At 35.8% G+C, this 26,424-nt stretch carries 31 protein-coding genes and 6 tRNA genes; 15 read left to right on the top strand and 22 right to left on the bottom strand.

Going from position 1 to position 26,424, the window contains the following annotated elements:
• Positions 1 to 434 precede the first annotated feature (434 nt).
• From comGC to GMB86_RS14395, 7 genes are all read left to right on the top strand, one after another.
• Positions 435 to 761 carry a competence type IV pilus major pilin ComGC gene (gene comGC / locus GMB86_RS14425; RefSeq protein ID WP_155221085.1) on the top strand — a complete coding sequence of 109 codons (327 nt, stop codon included), beginning with the start codon at positions 435 to 437 and terminating at the stop codon, positions 759 to 761.
• The gene (locus GMB86_RS14420) at positions 736 to 1,191 is read left to right on the top strand and encodes a type II secretion system protein (protein ID WP_155221083.1); all 456 of its coding nucleotides are present in this window, start codon (positions 736 to 738) and stop codon (positions 1,189 to 1,191) included. The genes comGC and GMB86_RS14420 overlap by 26 nt, the downstream gene beginning before the upstream one ends.
• Entirely contained in the window at positions 1,178 to 1,504 is a 327-nt protein-coding gene (locus GMB86_RS14415) for a hypothetical protein (RefSeq protein WP_155221081.1), read from the top strand. Before GMB86_RS14420 ends, GMB86_RS14415 begins: the two co-directional genes overlap by 14 nt.
• Positions 1,501 to 1,920 carry a competence type IV pilus minor pilin ComGF gene (gene comGF / locus GMB86_RS14410; RefSeq protein WP_155221080.1) on the top strand — a complete coding sequence of 140 codons (420 nt, stop codon included), beginning with the start codon at positions 1,501 to 1,503 and terminating at the stop codon, positions 1,918 to 1,920. Before GMB86_RS14415 ends, comGF begins: the two co-directional genes overlap by 4 nt.
• Positions 1,913 to 2,308 (top strand): competence type IV pilus minor pilin ComGG, encoded by a 396-nt coding sequence (gene comGG, locus GMB86_RS14405; protein ID WP_196220244.1) that lies wholly within the window; start codon positions 1,913 to 1,915, stop codon positions 2,306 to 2,308. Before comGF ends, comGG begins: the two co-directional genes overlap by 8 nt.
• The gene (locus tag GMB86_RS14400) at positions 2,290 to 2,856 is read left to right on the top strand and encodes a shikimate kinase (protein ID WP_155221076.1); all 567 of its coding nucleotides are present in this window, start codon (positions 2,290 to 2,292) and stop codon (positions 2,854 to 2,856) included. The genes comGG and GMB86_RS14400 overlap by 19 nt, the downstream gene beginning before the upstream one ends.
• Positions 2,857 to 2,951: 95 nt before the next feature.
• Positions 2,952 to 3,155, top strand: coding sequence for a YqzE family protein (locus GMB86_RS14395; protein WP_155221074.1), 204 nt, complete (start codon positions 2,952 to 2,954; stop codon positions 3,153 to 3,155).
• An 84-nt stretch (positions 3,156 to 3,239) separates the two neighbouring features.
• Here the strand turns inward: GMB86_RS14395 and GMB86_RS14390 are convergent, their stop codons facing one another.
• The 4 genes from GMB86_RS14390 to GMB86_RS14375 form a co-directional block, all read right to left on the bottom strand.
• On the bottom strand, positions 3,240 to 3,962 hold the full coding sequence (locus GMB86_RS14390; RefSeq protein ID WP_155221072.1) for a class I SAM-dependent methyltransferase: 723 nt from the start codon (positions 3,960 to 3,962) through the stop codon (positions 3,240 to 3,242).
• Positions 3,963 to 4,257: 295 nt separating this feature from the next.
• Complete coding sequence (locus GMB86_RS14385; RefSeq protein ID WP_155221070.1) at positions 4,258 to 4,890, bottom strand: MBL fold metallo-hydrolase; 633 nt, start codon at positions 4,888 to 4,890, stop codon at positions 4,258 to 4,260.
• A gap of 134 nt (positions 4,891 to 5,024) precedes the next feature.
• Complete coding sequence (locus GMB86_RS14380; protein WP_329602954.1) at positions 5,025 to 6,206, bottom strand: M14 family metallopeptidase; 1,182 nt, start codon at positions 6,204 to 6,206, stop codon at positions 5,025 to 5,027.
• Positions 6,207 to 6,305: 99 nt separating this feature from the next.
• Positions 6,306 to 7,271: an ROK family glucokinase gene (locus GMB86_RS14375; RefSeq protein WP_329602955.1), complete on the bottom strand. Its 966-nt coding sequence runs from the start codon at positions 7,269 to 7,271 to the stop codon at positions 6,306 to 6,308.
• A gap of 278 nt (positions 7,272 to 7,549) precedes the next feature.
• Here GMB86_RS14375 and GMB86_RS14370 point away from each other — a divergent pair, with 278 nt between their 5' ends.
• Positions 7,550 to 8,413, top strand: a complete 864-nt coding sequence (locus tag GMB86_RS14370; RefSeq protein WP_155221066.1) for a hypothetical protein — start codon at positions 7,550 to 7,552, stop codon at positions 8,411 to 8,413.
• Here the strand turns inward: GMB86_RS14370 and GMB86_RS14365 are convergent.
• From GMB86_RS14365 to rpmG, 3 genes are all read right to left on the bottom strand, one after another.
• Positions 8,410 to 8,616: a hypothetical protein gene (locus GMB86_RS14365; protein ID WP_196220243.1), complete on the bottom strand. Its 207-nt coding sequence runs from the start codon at positions 8,614 to 8,616 to the stop codon at positions 8,410 to 8,412. The two genes, GMB86_RS14370 and GMB86_RS14365, sit on opposite strands and share 4 nt — an antisense overlap.
• Before the next feature lie 74 nt (positions 8,617 to 8,690).
• Entirely contained in the window at positions 8,691 to 9,281 is a 591-nt protein-coding gene (locus GMB86_RS14360; RefSeq protein ID WP_155221062.1) for a 5-formyltetrahydrofolate cyclo-ligase, read from the bottom strand.
• 145 nt (positions 9,282 to 9,426) lie between these two features.
• The gene (rpmG, locus tag GMB86_RS14355; RefSeq protein ID WP_141189932.1) at positions 9,427 to 9,576 is read right to left on the bottom strand and encodes a 50S ribosomal protein L33; all 150 of its coding nucleotides are present in this window, start codon (positions 9,574 to 9,576) and stop codon (positions 9,427 to 9,429) included.
• 260 nt (positions 9,577 to 9,836) lie between these two features.
• Here rpmG and GMB86_RS14350 point away from each other — a divergent pair, with 260 nt between their 5' ends.
• Entirely contained in the window at positions 9,837 to 10,034 is a 198-nt protein-coding gene (locus tag GMB86_RS14350) for a hypothetical protein (RefSeq protein WP_155221060.1), read from the top strand.
• 16 nt (positions 10,035 to 10,050) lie between these two features.
• Positions 10,051 to 10,563, top strand: coding sequence for an endolytic transglycosylase MltG (locus GMB86_RS14345; RefSeq protein ID WP_155221058.1), 513 nt, complete (start codon positions 10,051 to 10,053; stop codon positions 10,561 to 10,563).
• A 230-nt stretch (positions 10,564 to 10,793) separates the two neighbouring features.
• Here the strand turns inward: GMB86_RS14345 and GMB86_RS14340 are convergent, their stop codons facing one another.
• The 10 genes from GMB86_RS14340 to GMB86_RS14295 all read right to left on the bottom strand — a co-directional run bounded on the left by GMB86_RS14340 (position 10,794) and on the right by GMB86_RS14295 (position 16,923).
• A complete protein-coding gene (locus GMB86_RS14340; protein WP_155221056.1) occupies positions 10,794 to 12,839 on the bottom strand; it encodes a penicillin-binding transpeptidase domain-containing protein in 2,046 nt (681 codons plus the stop codon).
• 252 nt (positions 12,840 to 13,091) lie between these two features.
• A complete protein-coding gene (locus GMB86_RS14335; RefSeq protein WP_155221054.1) occupies positions 13,092 to 14,351 on the bottom strand; it encodes an MFS transporter in 1,260 nt (419 codons plus the stop codon).
• A 141-nt stretch (positions 14,352 to 14,492) separates the two neighbouring features.
• Positions 14,493 to 15,116, bottom strand: a complete 624-nt coding sequence (locus GMB86_RS14330; protein WP_155221052.1) for a superoxide dismutase — start codon at positions 15,114 to 15,116, stop codon at positions 14,493 to 14,495.
• Between the two features lie 161 nt (positions 15,117 to 15,277).
• A tRNA-Met gene (locus tag GMB86_RS14325) sits at positions 15,278 to 15,354 on the bottom strand.
• Positions 15,355 to 15,571: 217 nt separating this feature from the next.
• Positions 15,572 to 15,664 (bottom strand) — tRNA-Ser (locus GMB86_RS14320).
• Between the two features lie 19 nt (positions 15,665 to 15,683).
• Positions 15,684 to 15,760: transfer RNA gene (locus GMB86_RS14315), tRNA-Ile, on the bottom strand.
• Position 15,761: 1 nt separating this feature from the next.
• Positions 15,762 to 15,837: transfer RNA gene (locus GMB86_RS14310), tRNA-His, on the bottom strand.
• A 20-nt stretch (positions 15,838 to 15,857) separates the two neighbouring features.
• Positions 15,858 to 15,934: transfer RNA gene (locus GMB86_RS14305), tRNA-Met, on the bottom strand.
• Positions 15,935 to 15,938: 4 nt separating this feature from the next.
• Positions 15,939 to 16,013: transfer RNA gene (locus GMB86_RS14300), tRNA-Asn, on the bottom strand.
• Positions 16,014 to 16,296: 283 nt separating this feature from the next.
• Complete coding sequence (locus GMB86_RS14295) at positions 16,297 to 16,923, bottom strand: NfeD family protein (RefSeq protein ID WP_155221050.1); 627 nt, start codon at positions 16,921 to 16,923, stop codon at positions 16,297 to 16,299.
• A gap of 320 nt (positions 16,924 to 17,243) precedes the next feature.
• Between GMB86_RS14295 and GMB86_RS14290 the strand changes: the two genes are divergently transcribed.
• Complete coding sequence (locus GMB86_RS14290) at positions 17,244 to 17,573, top strand: LysM peptidoglycan-binding domain-containing protein (RefSeq protein ID WP_155221048.1); 330 nt, start codon at positions 17,244 to 17,246, stop codon at positions 17,571 to 17,573.
• A gap of 102 nt (positions 17,574 to 17,675) precedes the next feature.
• Positions 17,676 to 18,791: a flavodoxin-dependent (E)-4-hydroxy-3-methylbut-2-enyl-diphosphate synthase gene (gene ispG, locus GMB86_RS14285; RefSeq protein ID WP_155221046.1), complete on the top strand. Its 1,116-nt coding sequence runs from the start codon at positions 17,676 to 17,678 to the stop codon at positions 18,789 to 18,791.
• 45 nt (positions 18,792 to 18,836) lie between these two features.
• On the opposite strand, the gene GMB86_RS14280 is transcribed toward ispG, so the two are convergent.
• From GMB86_RS14280 to GMB86_RS14270, 3 genes are all read right to left on the bottom strand, one after another.
• Positions 18,837 to 19,421: a nitroreductase family protein gene (locus tag GMB86_RS14280; RefSeq protein WP_329602953.1), complete on the bottom strand. Its 585-nt coding sequence runs from the start codon at positions 19,419 to 19,421 to the stop codon at positions 18,837 to 18,839.
• A gap of 140 nt (positions 19,422 to 19,561) precedes the next feature.
• Positions 19,562 to 19,876 (bottom strand): DUF4190 domain-containing protein, encoded by a 315-nt coding sequence (locus GMB86_RS14275; protein WP_155221044.1) that lies wholly within the window; start codon positions 19,874 to 19,876, stop codon positions 19,562 to 19,564.
• A 221-nt stretch (positions 19,877 to 20,097) separates the two neighbouring features.
• The gene (locus GMB86_RS14270) at positions 20,098 to 21,441 is read right to left on the bottom strand and encodes a two-component system sensor histidine kinase NtrB (RefSeq protein ID WP_155221042.1); all 1,344 of its coding nucleotides are present in this window, start codon (positions 21,439 to 21,441) and stop codon (positions 20,098 to 20,100) included.
• A 422-nt stretch (positions 21,442 to 21,863) separates the two neighbouring features.
• Between GMB86_RS14270 and GMB86_RS14265 the strand changes: the two genes are divergently transcribed.
• A complete protein-coding gene (locus GMB86_RS14265; protein ID WP_155221040.1) occupies positions 21,864 to 22,127 on the top strand; it encodes a DUF2624 domain-containing protein in 264 nt (87 codons plus the stop codon).
• A 77-nt stretch (positions 22,128 to 22,204) separates the two neighbouring features.
• On the opposite strand, the gene GMB86_RS14260 is transcribed toward GMB86_RS14265, so the two are convergent.
• Positions 22,205 to 23,098 carry a deoxyribonuclease IV gene (locus tag GMB86_RS14260; protein ID WP_155221038.1) on the bottom strand — a complete coding sequence of 298 codons (894 nt, stop codon included), beginning with the start codon at positions 23,096 to 23,098 and terminating at the stop codon, positions 22,205 to 22,207.
• Positions 23,099 to 23,383: 285 nt separating this feature from the next.
• On the opposite strand from GMB86_RS14260, the gene vrrA reads away from it, so the two are divergent.
• Both vrrA and GMB86_RS14250 read left to right on the top strand, forming a co-directional pair.
• Positions 23,384 to 23,959, top strand: coding sequence for a VrrA/YqfQ family protein (gene vrrA / locus GMB86_RS14255; RefSeq protein ID WP_155221036.1), 576 nt, complete (start codon positions 23,384 to 23,386; stop codon positions 23,957 to 23,959).
• Between the two features lie 96 nt (positions 23,960 to 24,055).
• Complete coding sequence (locus GMB86_RS14250) at positions 24,056 to 25,045, top strand: 4-hydroxy-3-methylbut-2-enyl diphosphate reductase (protein ID WP_155221034.1); 990 nt, start codon at positions 24,056 to 24,058, stop codon at positions 25,043 to 25,045.
• Positions 25,046 to 25,294: 249 nt separating this feature from the next.
• On the opposite strand, the gene GMB86_RS14245 is transcribed toward GMB86_RS14250, so the two are convergent.
• A complete protein-coding gene (locus tag GMB86_RS14245) occupies positions 25,295 to 26,416 on the bottom strand; it encodes a Nif3-like dinuclear metal center hexameric protein (protein ID WP_155221032.1) in 1,122 nt (373 codons plus the stop codon).
• Between the last annotated feature and the right edge of the window lie 8 nt (positions 26,417 to 26,424).

The following is a 26,424-nucleotide window of genomic DNA, read 5'->3' as shown; positions in this document are numbered from 1 at the left end:
CACATCTTTTTTCTTATTCTACCATAAATCAGAAGAAGGCTATTTCATCATATCTTGGTTTGCTTTAAAATTGAATATATTAATATTATCAACCAAACGAATGTCTAGAATACAAATGAAACAGTTATACACTTTAGAACCGAATAGGTTCAATACGATTTTTACTCTACACAAAGTTGAATAAATTAATTAAAATAAATTTGTCCACTTAAAAAGGTTTTTGATTAACTATGTCGAATTAATCTTTAACAAGTTATCCTTAGCACAATAATTACTCTTTTTAAGGAGGTGACCACAATTCAAAGGTCATAAATATCGAGTTAACTATTTTGGTCAACTACTTTTTTTTCACCGTTTTTCCCTCATCAAGTTATTTATTCCTTCTCTGTTTTTTACTCCCACACTTCAATCCCACAAATAAAGGAGTCCTTCACATGTTTAAAATCATCCGCAAACTAGTTTCGATCTCACAACGTGGATTTACCTTAATCGAAATGATGATTGTCCTTATGATCATTTCAATCCTCTTACTCATAGCCGTACCCAATATGACTAAATCCCATGATATTGTTGGAAAGAAAAGCTGCGAGACGACTGTGAAACTGGTCCAAAGTCAAGTGGCAGCTTATCAAATGGACAAGGGCGCGCTTCCTAGTTCAATACAAAATCTCGTAGATGAAGGGTATATCGATAGTGCAACATGTCCAGATGGGAAAACCCTTGTCTTAAGTACTGATGGTAAAGTTAGTGTATCGGAATAAATTTTCGGGCTATGGGTTTACCCTTATTGAAACGCTCATCGCGGTCTCGATTGTCTGCCTCATTGTGCCTCTTGCCTTTCAACAATATGGATCTCTTTCTGCTCATAAAACTCTTCGCTACTTTATTGACCAAGCCAATGACCTCTTTCATCAAGCCCAATACATCGCCGTCACAGAAAAGAAAACGACGATGGTCTCTTTTTATGAGTCCACTCACACCCTAGAACTTTCGATCGATAATAAAGTGAGAAAGAAGATCTCTTACGATCCTCGCATTCAAATCATCATGGCTTCACATAATGGTAGATACATTATTGGGAGAAATGGACATTTTAGCGATGCTGGAAAGTTGTACATTAAATTAAATGATACTCAATATAAATTTGTCGTATTAATTGGACAAGGGAGATTTTATTTTGAGAAATTGTAAAGGACTATTTCTAGGTGAGACCATGATTGGCCTATTCATTCTGTCAATTGCCATGTTCACTGCCTTCCCAGCTTTATATCATGTCAATGTCGAAAAGCAAAACTTACATTTGGAAAATTTCGCTAGACAAATTTTACAAAATCAAATGACACGTTGGCCGAATAATCCTATCATTCAAAACCATCAAATTTCGAAAAATAATGTTATCTTTTCGATTGAAGCTAAAGATAAGATTCGCTTTCATACCCTTTGTGTCTCATGGAAAAATAAACGATCACAACCTAGGCAAGTTTGTGGAGATGTTTCCCCATGAAAAATCGAGCGGGGTATACTCTTCTTTCACTAATGTTATCTTTAGCTATATTTGTGACTATTACGCTACTGATTTCCTCCATCATGGTAATCCTTTCCAAGAATGGTCATAATAACTTGGATATGCAAAAGGAAAAAAATATCTTCTTTCAACAAACCCTTTCAGAGGTACAACGTTCATCCTCTATTTCCTGTACTGAGAAAAAATTGTCTTTGACCACTCAAGATGGAGAAAGTATTACCTTTCAACAGTCTGGACGCATTTTATATCGGCAAGTATTTGAAAAAGGTTATGATATTGCTCTCCAAAATGTACAAGATGCTCGATTTTCATGTACGGAAAAAACAATTTCTATTTCTGTAACTGATACAGATGGCGAAACAAATGAATGGTGGATGAGGAGTTATGTTGATTAGACCAATTAGAACAAAAATGAATGAAGACGGTTTTGTTTTACCCCTATGTGTTATCATTAGTTTTTTTATCATCGCATTTGCCCTTCATATGACCATTCTCTTACAAAATGAGCAAGAGTTTAAGAAAGAGAGTGATCTATCCTTCCGATTTAATGAAGTCACTCAACTTGGATTATTTGATATAAAAAAAAATCTTGCTGAAAACGAGTTGCCTACATCAGGGTCTTTCATATATGATGATGGCATAGTCAATTTTCAAATGGCAAACTCAACGAATATCGAACGAGAAATTTTCATGACCGTGTCCATAGATGGACATGAACAAAAAAGCAAATTTTATTATGACACAGAAAAAGGCGGCATAACAAAATGGATAGACGGAATATAGAAAAACCCTTGATCTATTTAACTGGGTTTATGGGAGCAGGAAAGACAACGATTGGGGCAGAACTTGGCGCAAATTGTCATCTGCCTGTTGTAGATACGGATCAGATCATTGTTCAAACATACAAACAAACGATTTCTGAAATGTTTCAATTACATGGAGAGCCATATTTTCGTAAAGCGGAAGAAAGCATTTTAACGAAGCTCTCGAAAAGAACGGCTCCAACGATTGTAACAACAGGTGGTGGTATTATCATGAGAAAACAAAACCGCCAAAAAATGAAACAATCTGGAATTATTATTTATTTACACTGTGATTTTAATATTATTATGCAAAGACTACAACAAGATACTTCACGTCCACTCTTGCAGCAACATAATAGAAAATCTTTTTCGGAGCTTTTTTTAACGCGGCTTAAGCATTATTTAGAATGTGATTACGTTATTGATACAACCTACAAATCAGTATCGACCATCGTTAAAGAAATTTGTTTTATTTTGAATAGAACCGATCATATTGGAGATCCTCATATTATAGGTTCAGAAGGCTAACCATACTTAATAAATTAGAAGATCATTAAATTTGTTCAGTTTCTTAAAAATTGAGTGGTTCTTTCTGAACATCATCTTCTTAAAGGGTGATCATATTGAAATCTGATGAGTATGTTCGATTCTTAACAGAACAATTTGTACAACATATGGAAAAGCCCAAATCTGTCCGAAAATCGATAAAAGAAGAAAAAAAACAATACAAAGCATCGAAAAGAGAACAATGGTTTGGCTTATTGCCATATGCTTTCTCACATTACGTCAAAGGTGCAAAAAAGAAATTATCGAAAAAAATGAAATAAAAAACGAACCCTGCATAGGCGTCTATGTAGGGTTCGTTTTATGTGGATTTTATTTTATTAAATGAAAAAAGGTTATTATCATAATTATTTAGTCACTTGATAAATGCGATAACTTAATATATCCCGGTACTTATCCATCATTTCAAGATGATGAATCCAAATTTCTATTGTTTCTTGGTCTAAATCTGATGTGAATTTTAATGGCATTTCATAATTCAGCGTTTGATCCGAGTTAAAAAAATCCTCTTCTTTATAACCGATGACTTCCGAAAAGTTTGCCTTATAAAAATACTCACACCATTCTCTCTCTGTTAGAACTTGACTTACTCCATAAAGAGATTTGATATCTTCAATTTCTAATGGGCTTATTTTTTGTTCTGTCGTCATCTCAATGGCTGTGATAGAACCTTGCGGGGATAAGACACGGTAATACTCTTTCAGTGCTTTTGGAATATGTGTAAAGGCAGTGACCGACTCTGAGAAAATTCGATGAAATGAACCATCCGAAAAAGGAAGGGCTTCTGCATTCGCTTGCATGACTTGATAAGGGTCTCCATGTTGCCTGGCACGTGCTTTTGCTTGTTCTATCATTTTAGGATGTAAATCAATGGCTGTTAAGTCACATTTTGTTTTTTCAAAAAGATATGCCGACGTTTCGCCGGTACCACATCCAACGTCAAGGACTTTTTCACCCTTAGAAATCGGAAATTTTGTTAATATCGCTTCAGTTAAGGCTCTTCCACCTGGATGCGCATTCCCAATACCCATCTTAGCTAGAAAATCCAAATACGTTGTTTTCTCCTCCAAATGCAACACCCCTAGACAAGCAGGTTCAAAAGGATGTCTTTTTGAACTGCCTCAATAATATCTCATTTATAACGTATGAATTGAGATTAAGGAATGTTACAAAAAACAGACGTGGAAGACCTAGAAGAAAAGAGAAATGAAAATGGGCGAATAACAACTTTATTTATATATATGTTTGATAAGGTGGGCTATTTTGATCTAGAGAGGTGTAACTCAGGCTTTTAGCTCGTCACTCTAACGGAGTCGAGATCATCCCAGTTAAAAAGCCTGTAAAATACCAGTATGTAAGTCTTCTTTAAGTTAAAAATGGATTCGTACTTTTTTCCTTTTGAATGGTCGTTGTTACGCCATGGCCGGGAGCGACGATCGTTTCATCAGGCAAAGTAAGCAATCGATCGTTTATACTAGCTAATAGCTGTTCTTGGTTACCCCCAAATAAATCCGTTCTTCCTATACTTCCGTTAAATAAGGCATCTCCAGAAAAAATGATGTGATCCTCACTAAAATAATAAGAAACGCTACCAGGAGAGTGCCCTGGTGTTTCAAACACCTCACATTCAAAAGGTCCGATACTTAAATGCTGCTCTTGATGAATAAGATGCTCTACTGGGGAGATTCGCATAGGTTCTATAATTGGGAATCTTGATGAGCCATTTTTATCTGGGTCCATCATCCAATCTTGTTCAGCTTTATGTAGATAACTTGGTATATGCCATGCACTTCTAACATCATCCAATGCTCCAATATGATCAAAATGAGCATGTGTCAAAAGGACCGCTATGGGTTTTAAGTCATTTTGTGATATATGTTGTTGAATAATAGAAAATGACTCACCAGGATCAATAATTATAGCTTTGCGAGTTGTTTCGTCTTCTAAAATATAACAATTGGTTTGGATAGGGCCTAAAGGTTTCATTGTCCATTTCATAATTTTTTCTCCTTAGTCACTTGATTTCCTTTCATCATAAACAAAAAACACCTTTTAAATCAACCATGGTATTAACTACTGGCAATTAAAAAGGTGAGCAGAAAGATTCTGATCACCTATAATATAATGTATGATTATAAATATAAATGGGCTAAGAAAATTCCTAAAGACTTCTGATAAATTTCGTGAAATTGAGTAAGCGGTAGAGGGTTTTCACCCTTACCTAGCTCTAATGTAAACCCAGGCTTATGAAATTCTTGCTCAAACCAATCTTTATAACCCGCGTAACTCTCAACATATCGTTCCGCATCGTAACCGCTAACTCTTGAAAATTCATTCACGATATATTCTGTTTCAGGGGGCTCTTGGCCATTAAATCCCCAATAAATCACTTCTCCTTGGGTATGAATAGCAATCACCCGATCAAAATTTTTTCGCTTAGTTAAATCTGCAAGTGCAAGAGCTTCAGGCTCACTTAATGGCTTTTCTCCACCATAGTCTCTAGGACCAGGATCACTTTCTCCTTCTTTACGTTCCTCTTCCCACATGGCTGGAAATTGGTCATTCAAATCAATTCCACGAATATTTGCTTTCCATATCGAAAAGTCTCGGCTACCGTGATTTAATTCAATGACTTTCCTTGCATCTTCAACATCTGCACCATGAATTGATAGGTCTACGCCATCTGGGTTGACCATTGGTACAATGGACAATGTTACTTGATCATAAAAAGGGGCCATTGTTAAACCTCTAATTGTTTTCCGATGGGTTAAGGCTCCTAAATAATCATTCAAAAAGGTCATGATGACAGAAGCCGTAATCCATTCATTAGCATGCATCGCTGCATTGATATGAACTTTTTTTGGTCCGTTTCCCACGTTAAGTTCTTTAATTGGCTTGCCGAGCACGCTATGTCCAATTGTTTCTTGCCTTATGAATGGATAGATGGCTGTTAATCTTCTTATGTCTTTATTTAATGTGTTAAAGTCATAAGGCTTATCGCTTTGTATAAAACTTTTTGAGACCTTAATTGGAATAAAAAGTGTGCTTTTTTCATTAATACTATCCGCATCCCTTGAACCATTCAAGAGAAAAAGCGAATCAAGCGGTAAATGCCGCTTTGTAGCAATTGACCATAGGGATTCACCCTTATCCAAATTAATTTCTTTTTTTATATAACCTGGAATTTCAAGTTCTTCGCCCGCTTCTATCGATTTCCTTGTATTATTATTGCTATCTAAAACGAGCTGCAAGGGCACATCAAACAGCTGACTGTAGTACCAAAGGGTATCTCCTTCTCTTACTGTTATTTTCACGGACTCCCCTCCTCAGATTTCATTTATATGCTAGTTTATGAGATATGAGTCTCTAATTATGAAGAAGGATGCCATATTTGAGGAGAAAAATCCTTAATATTACAATTTGTTTTTTGCAAGCCAAGCAGCGCCTAGAATCCCGGCATCATTTCCAAGCGTTGCGATCACAATATCCGTTGCTTCGTATACCCTTGGGAGGGCATATTGTTTAAAGTATCGTTTAACAGGTTCGAGTAACGTCTCTCCCGCTCGAGATACGCCGCCACCAATAACGATTTTTTCTGGGTTATTGGCCATTGAAATATTGGCTAAGGCAAAACCTAAATAAAAGGTTGCTTTTTCAACTATACGCAAGGATAAGGCATCTTGTTCCTTTGCACAATTAAAGATATCGGCCGTAGAAATGTCACCATTTTCCTCATACATCGTTTGAAGTAATCCAAGACTTGGACGACTATTTAGAGCTTCAAGAGCTAAACGACGAATGCCGGTTGCTGAAGAAACCGTCTCTAAACACCCTGTTTTTCCACAATTACATGGTGAACCACCTTCTGGTATCACGGTAATATGTCCTATCTCACCAGCCATACCTGTAATTCCATGGACAACTTCCCCACCAGCAATAACACCGCCACCAACACCTGTCCCAAGTGTGACACATAATAAATCTTTTGAACCTTTACCGGCACCTAACCACATTTCACCGATAGCGGCAATATTGGCATCATTATCTATGATCACAGGAAGACCCGTTTCATGTTCTAACTCCTCTTTTAATGCATAGTCTTTCCAACCAATATTAACCGCTTGATAAATAAACCCGGTTGACATTTCTATAAAACCAGGAGCTCCTAGTCCTATTCCTCTTACATGATCTAATGAATGACCGTTTTCTTTAATTTTTGTATGAATACTATAACTGATATCTTTTGCAATATGTTTACCATTTTCACTTGTATTTGTGGGGATTTCCCATTTATCTACAAAGAGTCCATCATCTGTTACAAAAGCTAACTTGATTGTTGTACCTCCGATATCGACTCCCACATTCCACATATCCATAATTAACACCTCAACAATAATTGGTAACCGCTTACTATAATTTCATTAATATTTATGATATTTTATGATTTTAAAATAGTCTGTATTCAAGCGGAATAAAAGCATATCAACCTTATCTTACACTATTCTCGAAATAGATGTCATATTCTTTTATTCTACTAACCATATAAATTATAAAGAAAACCTTGCCACTATGGAAGGTCATAAAGAGAATTTGTACATATATTTTTTAAAACGTCATAAAGTTGTAAAGTAAAAGCTTGTCTTTGGGGGTAGGCATCATGACTAAAAAACCATTTGTATATATCATTATTTTCATTTTGTCTATTTCAGTTGCCGTATCCTTATATTTAATCCATAATTCTTCTAAAAATATGCGGACCATTATGTACTTTCCAATGGATAGAACAATCCTTTACAAGCAAGTAGAAACTTCACTCACGATTCAACCAGTTGAGGATAAAAGCCAATTGGAACTCCTTATTCGATCTCAAACGAACAAACCCGTTTCATTTAGACAAGACATTAGTTTGCTATATCGCAATGATCGTTTAATTAACGTACTCAATCGGTATAAACGAAATATAAGCTCAATTAAGCAGATCGCTTATGAGCCCATTATCCAAGGAAAATATGTTGCCATTAGCTTTCATCATGCTGAAAACCGGCAAAACCATGATATATATGGAAGAGACGTGATGTCGCATGACTATTTATCACTGATGCCTTTAAACAACTACTTTATTTCTTTTCGCAAACCTGATACACCGTCTGAGAAAGTATTCCAAGATGCCTTAAATACAACTCTAAATCGAGAGCGTTTAAAAATGATTACCAAGGCAGAAGATAAATATAAGATAAATCCATCTTCTTATTATATCATTCCGTTTACACAGCTTGTTAACTATCAATCCGTGCCCTTTCCAGGACTTTCTAAAGAAAAAACATATAAAGTGATAAGCCAATTATGGGAAGGACTTTATAAAAATGTATTTAATGGAATAAAAATTAGTGAGCACCACATTGAAAAATCAACTGGTAGTCGAATGCCGATTGTTTTACTTAGTAAACAATCGACTCACCTCTATGTCCTCTTAGAAACAGCAAAAAAACAACTGGTTATTTTAAAACAACAAATTCATTAACGAATAAGAATTGAAGTTAATTTATGATTGGCTTTTTCCAAAAATCCAACGATACTACGTAAAAGCCACCGTTTTACCATGTCTTGGATTGGTTTTTTTACCAACAACTTTGCTCCGATTAAAACGATGATCAATGAAGTTAGATTGCTTTTTTTATTTTGAAATAACCAATTAATCAATAATAAAAATAGTAATTGTGACATCTTTTTTTTCATTTTGAACACTCTTTTCTAGGATTAATTAAACCTTAGTGTGTCCATGAGTTAGCGATCTATGCTTAATTATCTAACTTAGTTGTCTTCATGATTTGATCAGGTGTTATGAGCCAGTTAACGGGAATATCATGTTCCTCAATTGGCACTTGATCTATTTTTTGTTCATCAAATAGCAAAGAGATCGTTTCACCATGATACTGTTTCAAATAACGGTCATAATATCCCCCGCCAAATCCGATTCGATATCCTGACTGTGAATACGCCACTCCGGGAACGAACATCGTATCTATATCGTCTTTATGTACTTCAGTGACTTCGGAAAGTTTAGGCTCGTACAAGTCAAAATAAGACAACTCTAATTGCTCATAATGATCTAAAAAGTAAAACCTCATTTCTTTATGTTCTGGAAAACATTTGGGCACTGCTATCTTTTTCCCCAGTTGCCAAGCCTTCTCGATAATGGGACGGGTCCCTATTTCTCTTCCTCTAGATAGAGTAATTCCAATGATTTTTGATTTTTGCCAAAGATCACAAGTCAATATGTGTTCATAGATTTGTTTGTTTTTTTGTGCAAAATCCTCATCATCCATAATCTTTAATTTCTGTAATACTTCTTCTCGTATTTGTTTCTTTCTTTGTTTAATAGTTACCAATATAGAAGTCACCAGCCTTCTTAAGCTTAATTACCATTATATTCAAGTTCTTCTCGTAACAAGGTGTAAATAACGGCCATTTGCCTTTGTATTTTTAAAAGAAAAAAGACCGTATATCAAATAGATACGGTCCTTTTAAGTGAAATTATTTTGTTTCACGATGTAACGTATGTTTTCTTAAACGTGGGCAATATTTCTTAAGTTCAATACGTTCAGGATTCGTACGTTTATTTTTTGTCGTAATATAATTACGATCGCCTGTTTCAGTACATTCAAGGATGACTTGTACACGCATCGTTTATCCCTCCATTACTTTCAATTCAATTATCCATGCAAATAAATACTTTTAAATGATACCAGAAAAAAATTGGATAATCAAGTCTTTAAAAAACATTGTGATGTAAAAAGGGTCAATAATAGATTAATAGCCCTTTTATTCGATGGAATTTTACAAATTCCTTTCATTTTTGTTGAAACTCTTTCTCGGTTACATGTATTATGGTATAAATAAAGTTGGGTTACACAAATAACTCAGAGAGAGTTAGGAGGAAAAATATGATTTACATCATCTTAATTCTTGTCATTGTTGGTTTAATTGTCCTTGGCCTCTCCTATTTTAAAGAAGATAGTATTAAAGAATTGGAGACCCAAATTGAAGGAAATTCAATTACTATGATGCAAGAATTATATAAAGTAAAAAAGAAACTTCGTGTCCTTGAAGAGGAACTTCTGATTAGCAACAAAGATAAGTAAGAAAGGTGAACTTTAGATGACTAAGAATGGAATGCGTGGTTTCTCTGCTGGTATATTGGTTTCTTGTGCTGTTTTTTCCTTTTTTTACTATTTTATCTTTGGCGATCATGACGCCACACCAAAGAAAAGTGAAACAACAAATAGTAAGATCACAGAAGAAGCGGTGTCGAATTACTTAACGAAAAATAACCAAATTGCCGTCAGTCAAGAGGACTTTAATAAATGGCAAAAAGATCTCCAAGCTCAAAAACAAGAAAAAACAAAAAGTAATAGCCATAACAATAGTAAAGATAATCCTCCTAAGAAGGACGTTCATAAATTAACTCTCAACATTACATCTGGTATGGTTCCAGGTGAAATTGCCGAAAAATTACACGATGCAAAAATCATTAAAAGTACTGAAGAGTTTAACAAGTATTTCCACACAAACAATCGTGAAAATTTCATTCAACTTGGTGAGTTTAATGTTAACAGCGAGATGTCCATACCTAAAATCGCACAAGTTATTACGAAAAATCGTGTGAAATAAAGTGAAGCTAACCATCAGTGGGGGTTCTTCATCCCCCACTGATGGTTAGCTGAACCAATCCGGACCTTTACGGGCAGTTGATCCCCCCCTATCTTCCTTAACTACTAAGAATTTTGAGGTGGGAGTCTTTACTTGCCGTTAAGGCGGGATAAATAAAAGACTGACGAAGGAGTTTCACTCCAAGTGAGTCTTTTTTGTTGTAAAAAAAGAAGCACAAAATATGTGCCTCTTTATTTTTCTGTATAATGATAAATGTCATCATAGGCTTGATATATTTTTAATGCAATAGCCGAGTTAGGATGCCCTGAATAAACATTCGGTACAACAACCGCAACAGCGACTTCAGGATTATCATAAGGTGCATAGGATGCTAAGGTCAAATTTTCAAGGCCAGTATTTACATTAACCTGGGCAGTCCCGGTTTTCGCAGCAATTTTAAATTTTGCATTTTGTCCTAGACCGAGCATACTAGCTGTCCCACCAGGTTGTGTAACTAAATAAAAACCATGTTGGACCGTGTCAAATTGGTCCTTAGTATTGGGTATCGTATTTAATACCTTTGTTTTATAAGAATATATGGTATTCCCTAATTTACTCCCATCTTGTGACGGTTCATGCACACTTTGCAAGAAATGAGGAGCAACACGGTAGCCACCATTGGCTATTGTCGATACATATTGACCCAATTGAAGTGGTGTGTATGTATCAAATTGTCCAATAGAAAAATACATAATAACCCCAGAGTTGTCTGGCATACCGCCTGAATAACCTGTAGCCTCCTGAGACTGTGGTATATCGACACCTGTTCTAGTACCTAATCCAAATTGACTATAGCCTTGTCTTAAATCTTCAACTGCTTTCTGAAATCTTGGATCTGTTATAGCTGGTACCCAAGTAGCCGAGTATTGTCCACCTGCAGGTGTTATATGAAAACCTGCCATATTTCCTGCAATTCTTCCCATAAAGACGTTAGATGATTTCATTAAAGCATGTGCCGCATCGATAGTACCAATGCTAGACGTCCATGATCTAAATGGATTTGTCCCTTTAATTTTTATAGGCATATCATAGATACTAGTTGGCACAGCGTTATGTTGATACCCAGTTAAGACAGTCGCTCCTTTTATCGCTGAACCCATTTGGAATTGTGAACCTACTGTTCCACTAGAAGCATCAATAATTTTTCCACTGCCATCTCTTTTAGCTCCACCAAGAGCAAGGATCGCACCCGTTTTTGGATTCATAACAACGGCGTAAGCTTCATTTCTTGCCCCGTCTTTTCCGAGCTGATTTCGAACAATACTGTTGACTTTTTTCTGTAGCTCCATATTGATCGTTAATTGTAAATCGTCGCCACGCGATCCTTCTTCACGCTTTGGAGCACCAACGAGCTTATTATTTTTCATTGGGAATGTAAGCGTTGTTGGTAAACCTCTCAAATAACTTTCATATTGACTTTCGAGATAACTCACACCCACTTTATCATTCCGGTTATATCCTTTAGCTTCAAAGGCATCTATCTTTTCTTCTGGAATATCTTTGACTTGTCCAAGATAAAAGGCATAGCCATTTGGATACGTTCTTGTTGAATCGACCGTCGTTTCAATGGTTCCATCAAATTCATCTAAATGTTCTCCAATCGTCGCCATTTGCTTTTCAGTCAATCCTTTGGCAACGATATGAGGAGTTAACTCTTGAGCTTGATCTAATTCATGTTTTATCGCAAGTATCTTCATTTCTTCCGGTTTAATCGATTTTACATCATCTACAGTGACGCGTTTGGCCATTAAATTATAGGCAATCGCTTGTTTTTTTGGGTCGGTACTGTCACTATATTGTTTTCTTTCCGAAGCACTAAGATACTTATTATAAGCAGTATCAAGTTTCTTAAAGCGAGTCAGTAAATAATAATCGGCTTTATCTCGAAACGTGACTTTTTTTTCATCTACAGATATGATTTTAGAAAGCTTCTTAGCGATAGTCAATATCTGATCTGATTGCATATTTGGCTTTCTGATAAAAGCAATGGCAAGTTCAGCTTTGTTTCCGACCAATACTTTTCCGGTCGTATCGGTTATAATTCCTCTTGGTGATGCAAGTTGTGTCGTTGCTTTCTTTTTCGCATTAGCAGCTTTCGCATAATCTTCTCCATCAATAACTTGAACGACCCCAAGGCGTAAAACTAATACAGAAAAAGCTAAAAAAACGGCTAAAAATAAAGCATTTAAACGAAAAGGGATCGAGTCTCGTTTCTTTTTCTTTGTATCTTTATTCATGCAATCTGTCCTCCAATATCATTACATCTATTACACTATTCGTTAAAATTAGACCAATAAGACGTGCTATAACTAAGATTAATGACAATTTTATTTGAAAATACGAAAAGGTTTAATAAAAAGAGACACCAAATAGTCTTTGATTGGTGTCTTTGACTTCCCATATTCTATTTTAATGGGGTATTGAGTATCTGTAAACCTTAGGATGATAAATATCGTTATTTTACATAATAAAAATGGAGGACTATTAGATTAATTCACTTTCCCTTTTTGAGGATTGGGCATGGACACGGACTTCATCGTAATTGGAATCGGTATTTTTCTAACAAAAAAGTAAATTCCTACATAACCTAATGCTGATAGTAGTATAATCATGCGCGTTATGAACATTGAGGAACCGAAAATCTTCATGAAAATAAGAAATACTACGATTGAACATATACGGCCTGCATTATAAAATAATTCCTTAACCACAATGTATTCAATTCTATAATCTCCAGCCTTCCAGCCTTTCCCAATCACATCATAAGTCATTGAAAGAAAAGGAACAAGTAAAATTGGATAAGCAGAAGATGCAAATACTGCATATATAATTAAATTGCGGAAGTTAAGATCAAATACAATGAGCAAGATACCAAGATACATCAAAAGACTACCTATTAATATCATTCTCTTACGATATTTGGGTTTCAACTTTTTAGTAGCCAAAAAATAGCCTACGGACATAATCGAGGATTCAACAAGCCCGAATGTACCTAATGCAAATTCACTTTTTGTGGTTGAATATATCCAGATAACCACTATAAACAAATAGACACCATCACGGAGGCCTTGTGAAACAGAGGCTCTTAATATGTCTCTCCAGTACGTATTATTCTTTCGCTCATTTAGTATCGTACGGAAGGCAAGCACCCCGCTCGCTGACCTCTTTTTCAAGAAAAAGCTTACAAAAATAGCCAATCCAAATAACAGCAGTGAAATAGCAAACACGATTTTATAACCTAATGAATCAGACATCTTAGATATAATCCAACCAGCTGAAAAAGGACAAATAATGCCGGAAAAAGAGGAAAGTAAACCAGAGTAGCCATTAAAAAAGTCACGAGTACTTGGGTCCGTCACTTCAAATGTTAGGACATTGAAAGCCAGCCAAAAGAAACCGAAACCCATACCAATGATGGATCCTAATAACAGGGTCATCGAGCTCGCTTTCGAGCCTAAAAGCAAAACAGTGATAAAAAAACACCCGAGTGAAATGATTCCTAAACGAAGGACAACAATCCGATCCACCTTTTTTGCAAGTTGTCCACCAACTAAAAACATCAAAGGCTGAAAAATAACGATCATCAAATTATATAAACCGATATTAATAAAACTTTTCGATTGTTTCCACATATAAATATTCACAAATGTATTTGACAATGCAATACTTAAAAAATACAGACCTACAATTACTAGGAGTAAAAAGAGATCTCTTGGCATTTGTTTACTGCCATGCTGTCGTTTTTTCATGCTACTAAGACCTCCAATACTTTGTGCATTCTATGCTCTATTGTGTCTAAAACAGAGTAAGATATGCAAATCAAAATAGGTTAGAGGTCTTAAGCCATTAAAAAAGCCCACACATGTGAGCTTTTTAACATTCATGATTATTTATTTTGATTGTTTAGCTTTTAGGTAACGGTTGTTAACCTCGTCCCAATTAATGACATTAAAGAAGGCATTAATGTATTCAGGACGTTTGTTTTGATATTTAAGGTAATAAGCATGTTCCCAAACATCGAGTCCTAGAACAGGTGTTTTACCAATAGATAATGGTGTGTCTTGATTTGGTGTACTTACCACTTCTAAAACACCATTGCTCACAACTAGCCATGCCCAACCAGAGCCAAAACGGCCAGCAGCTGCTTTTGAGAATAAATCTTTAAATGACTCAAAGTCACCGAAGGTTTCGTTTATAGCTTCAGCGATTGGTCCTGTTGGGTTGCCCCCACCATTTTTTGATAAAATTTGCCAGAAGAAGGTATGATTTGAATGACCGCCTCCATTATTTCTCACCGCTGTACGAATTTTATCTGGTACAACATCTAAATTACTTACTAGTTCATCAACCGTTTTACTTGAAAGGTCTTCATAACCACCTTCAAGAGCGTTATTCAAGTTATTAACATATGTAGCATGGTGCTTATCGTGATGAATACGCATGGTTTCTTCATCGATATATGGCTCTAGAGCATCATAAGCATAAGGTAATTCTGGTAACGTGTATTTTGCCATTTTAAATCTCCTCCAATATATGTTTGACTATGTTTTGAACTTATGTCCATAATGTTACAATAACAAATTCAAAACGAGATATCAAATCATAGACATTAGGAAGGAATAATTTTATGGAAATAAAAAAAGCCCTTTGACTTAGGGTTTAATTTTTTAATATTTGGTTGCGGGGGCAGGATTTGAACCTACGACCTTCGGGTTATGAGCCCGACGAGCTACCAGACTGCTCCACCCCGCGATAATATAAAATATTTAATTTTAGATCTACTAAATGTTTAAGGACTGTCACTACGGCTTTGCCTTCGTGACAACTCGTAGCCTATTCGAGGATGTGAATGCTCGTTGCTCCACCCCGCGACGGTAATAAATATTTAATTATAAATGTACCTACGGCTTTGTCTTGTTTACAACAACATTATAACCATTTCTTACAAATGTTATTCATTTTAATATTATGGAGGAGGAAGAGGGATTCGAACCCCCGCGAGCGGTTAAGCCCCTGTCGGTTTTCAAGACCGATCCCTTCAGCCAAACTTGGGTATTCCTCCAGATAAATATAAAATAACATGGTGGACCCTGTAGGACTCGAACCTACGACCGGACGGTTATGAGCCGTCTGCTCTAACCAACTGAGCTAAGGGTCCTTGGGGCGACTGATGGGAATTGAACCCATGTATGCCGGAACCACAAACCGGTGCGTTAACCCCTTCGCCACAATCGCCAAGGTCATTTTATATAATATGGTAGCGGCGGAGGGGATCGAACCCCCGACCTCACGGGTATGAACCGTACGCTCTAGCCAGCTGAGCTACACCGCCATATTGGCTCCACAGGTAGGATTCGAACCTACGACCGATCGGTTAACAGCCGATTGCTCTACCACTGAGCTACTGTGGAATAATTTAACGACATTGATTATTGTAACATATGTATTTTTTACTGTCAACAACTTTTTTAACTTCACATATAAGTTGTTTTCTTAACGACAGGAATAAATATACCATGAATAAAGAACTTTGACAATACCTTTTTTAACTTTTTTTTATTTTTCTTAACCTTATGGTTACTTCCACTACTATTATAATAAAGAACTTGTCCCATCGCTACCTTTTTTTATATGACATCTCTTAAATCTTAAAAAAAGCTGAAACGGAAATAGTCCCTACGTTTCAGCTTTTCTTTATATTTTTTCAATTAATATCTTTGTTCCATCTACACTAATCACTTTAATCTTTGATTCAGATTCAATCCATACACCATTTGTGACTGCACTGTATAATTTACCCTCTATTTTAATTGTGCCGACCGGACGAAACGGAGTCGTAGCAATACCTTCTTTCCCCACTAAAAATTGATAAGATTCATTAATGGAATTATACCCTTTTTCAGTTGACAATTGATCTTTAAGCAATAGTTTAGACCAATACATTTTTCTTGGCATATATTTTAGAAAGAAAAATGAACAACTGACACCTATGATAAATGCAATGGATACCAATGTGCCGTAAAAGAAAGTAGGGGCGGGAAGAGCACAGCTAATGATCATTAAAAGCAAACCTACTGCAGCAACTGACCCATTCACAAGCAGTTTTCCATCTATAATAATTAAAACGATTCCAGCAATTAATAAGCCTACAACATATGTTGATGATTGATTCGTTAGATGATAAGCAAAGTAATAAACAAATAAAAGACAACCTATGAGCCCAAAAAGGCCCTTTGCCCTGACAAGAAATTCACCAAATAGAAATAATGCCGCGAGAAATATAACAATGAAACCTAATTCTGGGGATACAAGTGCTTCCAAATCTTCCCCACTCCTTTCCTTACCTTCCTACTCTCTATATTTACGTCCAACCCAATCATAAAGTTCCCTTTTCTTATCTCATGCAGAAAATTAGTCAATACTGTTTCTATTAACGAAAATAATCTAATGTTTTATTTTGTACCACCTTACCGATTTATTACATCCTTTGCAGACTGACACGATTATTTTTTTGATAAAATTTCACGCCAAACAGGAATATTTAATACTAACAAAACATATCTATGACTATAACCTTATTATTTATAACTAAAAATAATTCAGACGATCGATAAAAAATATGTAAAATGGGTGGGATTTCTGTGAAACATTTAGTTATTACTGGTATTATCATCCTTTTAGTATGGACAAGCTATACTGACCTAACATCTGGTACGTTATCTACGCCATCTACTGCGGAAGCTGAGTCACAACAATCTTCTGCAAAGGAAACTGTCAAAGAACAAAAATTAATGTATAAAACAGTCCAACTGACACCTGGTGATACATTGTTATCCATTTCAGAGAATTTAAATCCCGCGACAATACCCTCTATAGAAAGGGTCATTCAAGATTTCAAGAAATTAAACCCTGATGTTTCACCTACTAAATTAAAACCAGGTCAGCAGTATAATTTTCCAATCTACAAATAAGCTCGAAAACAGTTAACTTGCAAATAGAAAACGCTTCTTGGTAAACTCATGTTATAATAACAAAGTTAATAACATTTATTTAATAAAAGGAGCGTCGGGTAAATGCCAGAAATAACCCATCGAACACGCACTCGAAAAGTCAAAGTTGGTAATCTCACGATTGGAGGTTCTAACGAGTTAATTATACAAAGTATGACAACAACGAAAACACATGATGTAGAAGCCACTGTTGCGGAAATCCATCGATTGGAAGAAGCCGGTTGTCAGATGGTACGTGTTGCTTGCCCAGATAATCGAGCAGCCGAAGCTATCCCAGAAATTAAAAAACGCATCAACATTCCCCTTGTTGTTGATATACATTTTAATTACAAATTGGCACTTAAAGCGATCGAAGGTGGAGCCGATAAAATAAGGATTAATCCCGGTAATATTGGGAAACGTGAAAATGTTGAAGCTGTCGTTAATGCAGCGAAAGCAAAAGGAATTCCGATACGAATTGGTGTGAATGCCGGATCGTTGGAAAAACATATTCTCGATAAATATGGCTACCCAACGGCTGATGGAATGCTAGAAAGTGCCCTGCATCATATCAAAATTCTTGAAGACCTTGATTTTCATGACATTATCGTCTCTATGAAAGCTTCTGATATCAATCTTGCTATTGAAGCCTATGAAAAAGCAGCACGTGCTTTTGATTATCCCTTGCATTTGGGAATCACGGAATCAGGAACTAAATTCTCAGGGTCAATTAAAAGTGCTGCTGGCCTCGGTGTCTTGTTACATGAAGGTATAGGAAACACGCTTCGTATCTCTTTATCAACAGATCCAGTAGATGAAGTTAAAGTTTGTCGTGAACTTCTGAAATCTTTCGGTCTTGCATCTAATGCGGCGACGCTCATATCATGTCCAACATGTGGACGAATTCAAATTAATTTAATTAAAATTGCCAATGAAGTTGAAGACTATATCTCAACAATTAAAGCGCCGATTAAAGTAGCTGTACTGGGTTGTGCTGTTAATGGACCTGGTGAAGCCAGAGAAGCGGATATTGGCATCGCTGGCGGAAATGGTGAAGGGCTATTGTTTAGACACGGTGAGATCATTCGTAAAGTACCAGAAGATGTCATGGTCGAGGAATTGAAAAAAGAAATAGACAAAATTGCTCAAGAATATGCAGAGAAAAAAGCTGATGATGAATTAGAGAAAGTAAATCAATAGAAACAAAAAGCAGCTTATCAAAGAATAGGCTGCTTTTATTATGTGTTATTCCGTTATCCATCTCGCAATTTCATCAATTGATTTTCGATCTGGTTGTGATTTTTTCATATCATCAAGAGGATAACCAAGATATAAGTAACCAAGTACTTGACCTGGTTCTTCCACATCAAAAGCCTGATTCATGATATTCGTATACGCTGGATCACCTGAACGCCATACGGCACCAAGACCTAATGCATGAGTTGTAAGCAACATGTTTTGTACAGCACATGCTGTTGCTTCTATTTCTTCAATATCTTTCACTTTTTCTTTACTGCTCGGTTCCACGTGAATAATAATCACAACAGGAGCGCGAAGTGCCTTGGACACACCTTTCTCATAAGCCTTTGTTTTATCTTCTTCAGTGGCATTTTCAGGTAAATTGGATATATTTATTTTACCATAAACATCACCTAATTTCTTTCGTCCATTCCCCGTTAAAACCGTAAATCTCCAAGGCTCGGTTTTAAAATGATTAGGTGCCCATCTTGCTGAATCTAAAATCTGTTCAATATGCTCTTTTGGTGGAATGACATCTTGTTTTACCTTACCAATTGATCGACGCGTTTTTATCGCTTCAAAAATATCCACTTGTTTCTCACCCTTCTTAAATCAAATAACTGCAATTTAAGTGTACCAAAATTCACAAAATCGTCAAATTAGTTGGTTTCTTGAGAGGCATTTAAAAAAAGGCATTTCGCCTATTTCTAAACGACGAAATGCCTTTTTTGTTAAAATAGAGGTGCAAAGAAACGTACTGCAATGGCAATTAGACCAATAACAATGGCCCAAACACCAAGTGTTTTTGCTCCATCACGATAAGCAACAAAGCCGACGATAACACCAGCCGCTCCCATAATGACAGGTAAAAAGAAAAGTGCGATTAAGGATAGAATTATCCCAAACCATCCCATACCTCGTCCCATGGAGGACTGTTCTTCAGGTTTATGAGCTAATTGTTTACGATCAATCGCTGGTTCTGAAGCAATTTCTTCGTTAAACTTTTGCTTATGCTTATGGCCCTTTTGCTTTGATTTATGATCCAATGTTGACCCCTCACTTTCTTTTTAGGATCAACATTAGTTTGCACGTTATAGTGTTTTTCATTTATGTAAATAATTCCATGTGTCAGGATTCGATGAACCACGAGGTATAACAACGTTTTTTTTAACAAAGGCGATGTATAATGTCGATGTTGATTTTGACTCATTTGAGGTCTGCTTTAAGCGAATAATTTAAAAAAAGTGTTTCTGATCAAAAAAAAAGCCTAAATAAAAGGGAGTTTAATGATAATCTCTGTTCCTTCTCCCAAATTGCTATTGATGATAAATGTGCCATGGTGATCTTTAATTATTTTTTTACACATGGGAAGCCCGATACCAGTACCATTAGCTTTAGTTGTAAAAAATGGTTTCCCTAATTGATCTAAGACGGTTTGTTCCATCCCAGGTCCATTATCGGTTATGATTAACGTATAGGCATTTTCACTCGTTTTTCCTTGAACAATAAAGGTTTTATTTTCTTGTTCCTCTTCAAAAGCTTCCACTGAGTTTCTTAATATATTTAATAACACTTGCTTTATCATGGATTCATCTAGATTAATTTCTCTTGCAGAAGGTTCAATGTCACATTTCAACAGAATATTTCTGAGTAAGCATTCAGAATGGATTAAGGGCATTATAGATTTAAATATAGTTTGTGGAATAGACCCTTTTTTCTTCGTTGATTTACGTGATAAGGATAAGAAATCGTCTAATATGGTGTTCATTCGATCAATTTCAGATAGAATGGTTCGATAATATTTATCCATACTATTCGTTAGAGTCGATAATTGAATGAAACCACGTATAACAGACAATGGATTGCGAAGTTCATGCGCAAATCCAGCTGCTAATTGAGAAACCGACTCCATCTGTTGCTTATACTGAATAAGCTTTTCAAACTCTTCCGTTTTTTCAATTTCATTAAAAGTAAAACTAATATGATTGACCTCTTGATGATAAATTCCGTAGATGTGATATAATTTATCTTCCAAATAATGATATCGTTCAATATTGATCTTATTGAGTCTCATGATACAAGCCATATTTCTTATGACTTCTCCAAATGGATGTTTACATTTATTCTCTTTTTCATAAGTTTTAACAATGTTAATGTATTGGTCACTGCTGAAGAGGACTTGGTTATCGTGATCAATTAAAATAAACATGAATTGTAACTCGTTGAAAATGGTTTTCATGGTTTCAGGAAATGTATACCGTGTGATTTCGACTGTTTTCTCAATATAACCACTGATAAGAATGTGATTATGAATATCAAGCATACCCCGATAACGAACCTTGTGAGTTTCTCCCTTGATACGCTGATTGAAAACCCTTTCAATCACTTTGTGTGTTCCAGATATTTCTTTTATAAATGAGTATAATGATTTTTGATCATATTCTAATACATGATCGAATAATATATCACCATATTCTTCTATAAGTAAGTGACCGTAATAATTGCAGTCGACAATTTTTCCATTTAATAGAATACAATAACGAATTTCCTCGGAAAGTTGTTTCTCAAATAAATCACTTGATAACGTTCCAACCATTGTATCAGAGCTCAAAATGATCGATCCCCCCTGTTAAGGTTGATTGAGACTACTATTACTGAATGATAATTCATAATTTGCACTTTAAATTTTTGTTTTTCAGACTTAGCCAACTTTTTGCGTATAGGCTCTTACTCCTTTTTCTTTTCTTTCTTTCAATTATACAGAATTAGAACAAAATTATATAGATAAATTTTAACAATTTTTATTGACAAACCTTGATTTAAATTTGTCATTTTGTTCCGATATGTATCGATTTACCCCGCCTTAACGATAAGTAAAGACCCCCACCCCTAGATTCTGCGTATTCAAAGAAGATGGGTGGGGGATGAAGAAAACCCCTCTGATGGAAGTTTCACCTTATTGTTTAGGATATTTTAGCTTTTGCATCATATATATATATTAGAAGTGTGGAAAAATGGATAGGAGTGAGTCTCATGAATGCATTTATTCAGCAGATGATTAATCAAAAGATTAATTCAGTAACGTCTGAAGAATTACTTCGCTATGGTGCCCAGTATGGTTTTCAAATTAACCCTCAACAAGCAAAAGAAATTGTCTCTCACTTCAATGGTAAACATATTAATATCTTTGATGATAGTGAGCGAAATAGGGTGATTAATGCCCTCTCAAAAACAATTGATCCAAATCTCGTTGCAGAGGTTAACAAGTTATTTTTAAACTTTATAAAAGGAAACTAAATAGTCGCCCAATAAAGTATGAAAAACACGAGAAAAATAAGACATAACTCGTGTTTTTTACTATTTAATTTTTTTGATTATTGATTTAAAATATCTTCTAAAAGATTTTCATTAAATGACTGTTTTTTAAGCATGTCAATTTCGAATTTATAAGGTGGTTTTTTATTCTTTTTATCCGTACCTACATAGGGCGTCTCAAGAATTTTAGGAAGTTTCTCAAACGCTGGATGATGGACAACATAATTTAAAGCTTGGAATCCTATGTGGCCGTATCCGATATTATCATGGCGATCTTTTCTGGCACCACAAGGATTTTTGCTATCATTCACATGAACAACTTTAATACGATCTAAGCCTACAATCTGATCAAATTCATCAAGAACGCCGTCAAAGTCATTGACAATATCGTAACCAGCATCGTGTGTATGACATGTATCGAAACATACGGATAACTTATCATTATGAACCACACCATCGATTATTTTAGCAAGTTGCTCAAAACGATAACCACATTCAGATCCCTTACCTGCCATCGTTTCTAATGCAATATTGACAGAATCATCTTTTACAAGGACTTCATTCAATCCTTCTATAATTTTAGCTATCCCTTTATCTTCCCCTTCACCAACGTGTGATCCAGGGTGTAACACAATTTGTTTAGCTCCGATCGCCTGTGTACGATCTATTTCTTTCCTCAAAAAGTTAACACCAATTTCAAAAGTCTCTGGTTTAATGGTATTGGCAATATTAATAATATAGGGAGCATGTACAACAATATCTTCAATATGATGCTCCTCCATATGTTTTCTTCCCGCTTCAATGTTTAATTTTTCTATCGCTTTGCGTCTCGTATTTTGTGGTGCCCCTGTATAAATCATAAATGTTGTAGCCCCATACTTTACTGATTCTTGACTAGCACCTAATAACATTTTTTCTCCGCTCATGGAAACATGAGACCCAATTTTCAACATGCCTGATCATCCTTTCATTCTTTTTTATCTTAACATATTTCATAAAAACAATAACAGATTCAGCTCGTTTTTTATCCCACCTTAACGGCAAATAAAGCCCCCCTCCTAAAGATTCTGGGTATTCAAATAAGATAGGTGGGGGATGAAGAAAACCTCCATTGATTGGAGTTTCACTGATATGAACGGTCACTTACACTTTCATTATTGATCGTGCATACACTAAGAAGAGGGTTATATTAGGCATAGAATTTACAGTTTATATGTAAATGAAAGGAGTGTTAACATTTGTTTCCTTTTAAACAGGCATTAAATCAAGGTCTTGGCCAAACTCCGACCATGCCATTTACAGGAGGCGGCGTTCCGCCAAGTCTTGGATCACAGATGGGTCCAATTAGTCATCTTGGACAAATGGGTCAATCAGCACCAGGATTTTTATCCCAAGCTGGACAAATAGCAGGTACTGCTCAATCTGCTTCCAACGGTCTAAATTTAATGGGGATGTTCACAAATGTACAAAAAGCCATCAATACAGCGCAGACTGTCCTACCTATGGTTCAAAAATTTGGACCCCTTGTAAAGAATGCACCTACTTTATTTAAGATGATGAAATCATTTAAAGATTTCAGTCAAGTTGATACAGAAGAACGTGATGAGAAGGAAATAGATGAACGAACGACTAACAAATTGGATCATGAAGAGATAGATCATAAGGATCAGGATGAATCTAATCATGATCACGCGATGCCTAAAGAAGAGCAGAGTAATATATCATCGAAGGAGAGGAATAGAAAGAGCCATCAAGTTAAAAAAAATGAGGACTCCTTAACTATTCGGCCTTCGGTTCCTAAACTATACGTCTAATCATCCTTATTGTCATTGGGATTAGCCTCCTTTATAATGGTACATGTATGAACTTTTATTCCATATGGAAAACACGCTTCATGAGGAGGCTTATTTTTGGAAGTTATAAAAATTTCACCACGAGGATATTGTTATGGCGTTGTAGACGCTATGGTTATTGCAAGAAAGGCGGCCATGAATAAAGAACTGCCACGGCCAATTTATATATTAGGGATGATTGTTCACAACCATCATGTGACAGAGGCATTTAAAGAAGAAGGTATTATCACTCTCGACGGCAAGAAGAGAATTGATCTATTAAATGAAATAGAAAAAGGAACCGTTATTTTTACAGCTCACGGGGTTTCACCTGAAGTCAGAAAAATAGCCAAAGAAAAAGGTTTAAAAACGATTGATGCAACCTGCCCAGATGTTACAAAAACACATGACTTAATAACAGAAAAGAAAAAAGAAGGCTATCATTTTATTTATATTGGCAAAAAAGGACACCCAGAGCCAGAAGGAGCGATTGGCGTTGCACCTGACGTTGTCCATCTTGTTGAAACACATGAGGATGTTGAACGTCTTCATATCCAAGCAAATAAGATCATCATAACCAATCAAACAACGATGAGTCAGTGGGATGTTCGAGAAATCATGAATCATGTGATTGAAAAATATCCACAAGCAGAAATTCATAATGAAATTTGTTTGGCCACCCAAACCAGACAAGAAGCTGTTGCCGAACAAGCCAAAGAAGTTGATTTATTACTCGTTGTTGGCGATAAGCGTAGTAATAATTCAAATCGATTAGCTCAAGTTTCGATTGAAATTGCAGGTACGCCTGCGCATCGCATTGCCGATCTATCCGAACTCGAGCTCGATTGGCTGAAAGGAATTCATAAAGTCGCCGTAACAGCCGGGGCTTCTACTCCGACTCAATTAACAAAAGACGTTATTTTATTTTTAGATCAGTACGACCCAAACAATCCAGATACATGGGTATTAGAGAAAAAAGCTTCTGAAGGAAAGAGTATTCTTCCAAAGGTGAAAATATCCGACAGTCGTTCGAAACATCGACGGGATAAGAAATTGACAAAATCATAATTTTTATGTTTATGGTCAATCAACCAGATTAAATTTTTTAAATTAATTAGAAGAAAGTTAAAGGATCATACATATATTTATATGCATGATCCTTATTTAATTTTGGTTAACACATCCAATGACTAAAACTCATTCATCATTTTGGTTACATACCCAAGTCGCATAGTCTCTTTTTTAAGTGTGTATCCCCCACTTCATGCCTGGGAATTATCCTATATCCTAACTATCCTGTACAAGGCATTTTCTTTCTTACATATAGGTAAATGGATTCGTGTTACTTTCAGAAACAATAACTTCTGTTTGATGACTTTCTTGGTCAATGACATGTTTTAGAAATTCACACACATATTTCTTCATGATTTTCTCTATATAATGCCCCGCATCAATAACAGTCAAACCATGTAGGAGAGCGTCATGTGCCGTATGATAGTAAATATCACCTGAAATTAAAACGTCGGCACCTTTATACTTCGCATAAGGGATGAGACTGTTGCCGTCACCACCGGATATCGCTACTTTGTTGACCCGTTGTTTTCGATCTCCAATCACGCGTATTCCGTCCATTTCATAAAGGTGCTTCACATGTAATGCAAGCTCTTCTAACGACATGGTATTCTTTAATTTCCCAATTCTGCCCAATCCATAAGGCTGACCTTTATTTTCAAGTGGGTAAATGTCATAAGCGACTTCTTCATATGGATGTGAGCGCACCATCGTTCTTACAACTTTATTTAATAAAGATTTGGGGACAATCGTTTCTATTTTAAATTCATTGACCTCTTCAAGCATTCCGGATTTGCCTATAAACGGATGGGTTGCTTCTCCTGGTAAAAACGTACCCATTCCCTGGCTTGAAAACGTACAAGATGAGTAATTCCCAATGTGCCCAGCACCCGCTCCTGTTATCGCTTCCCGTACAATGTGAGCATGTGATTCTGGAACATAGACAGACAGTTTATATAATGATTCGTGAATGGTCGGTTTCAAAATATCGATATCTTGCAATTCAAGCTCTTGCGATAGCATATCGTTCACCCCACCGGGTGCCATATCCAAATTAGTATGGGCAACATAAACGGCAATATTATTCTGAATACAGGCGGAAACGATTTTTCCCTGACCTTCATCTGGATGAATGGTCTTCAAGGGACGGTAAATCACGGGATGATGAGCGATAATTAGATCAACTTTCCTATCAATTGCTTCTTGTACAACATTTTCAAGCACATCAAGCGTAATCATGACTTTCTTAACTTTTTTATTTAATGTTCCTATTTGTAATCCAATTTTATCATTTTCAAAAGCCAGTTTTTTGGGTACCCATTCTTCTAGTAATTGGATCAGACGTTGACCATGAATCCAATTTGTCATTTAAGATG

Origin of the sequence: Terrilactibacillus tamarindi (genome assembly GCF_009718825.1) — a bacterium.
Lineage (GTDB): Bacteria > Bacillota > Bacilli > Bacillales > Sporolactobacillaceae > Terrilactibacillus > Terrilactibacillus tamarindi.
Note: the sequence above shows the minus strand (reverse complement) of the source record. Positions and strands in the feature narration are given on the sequence as shown.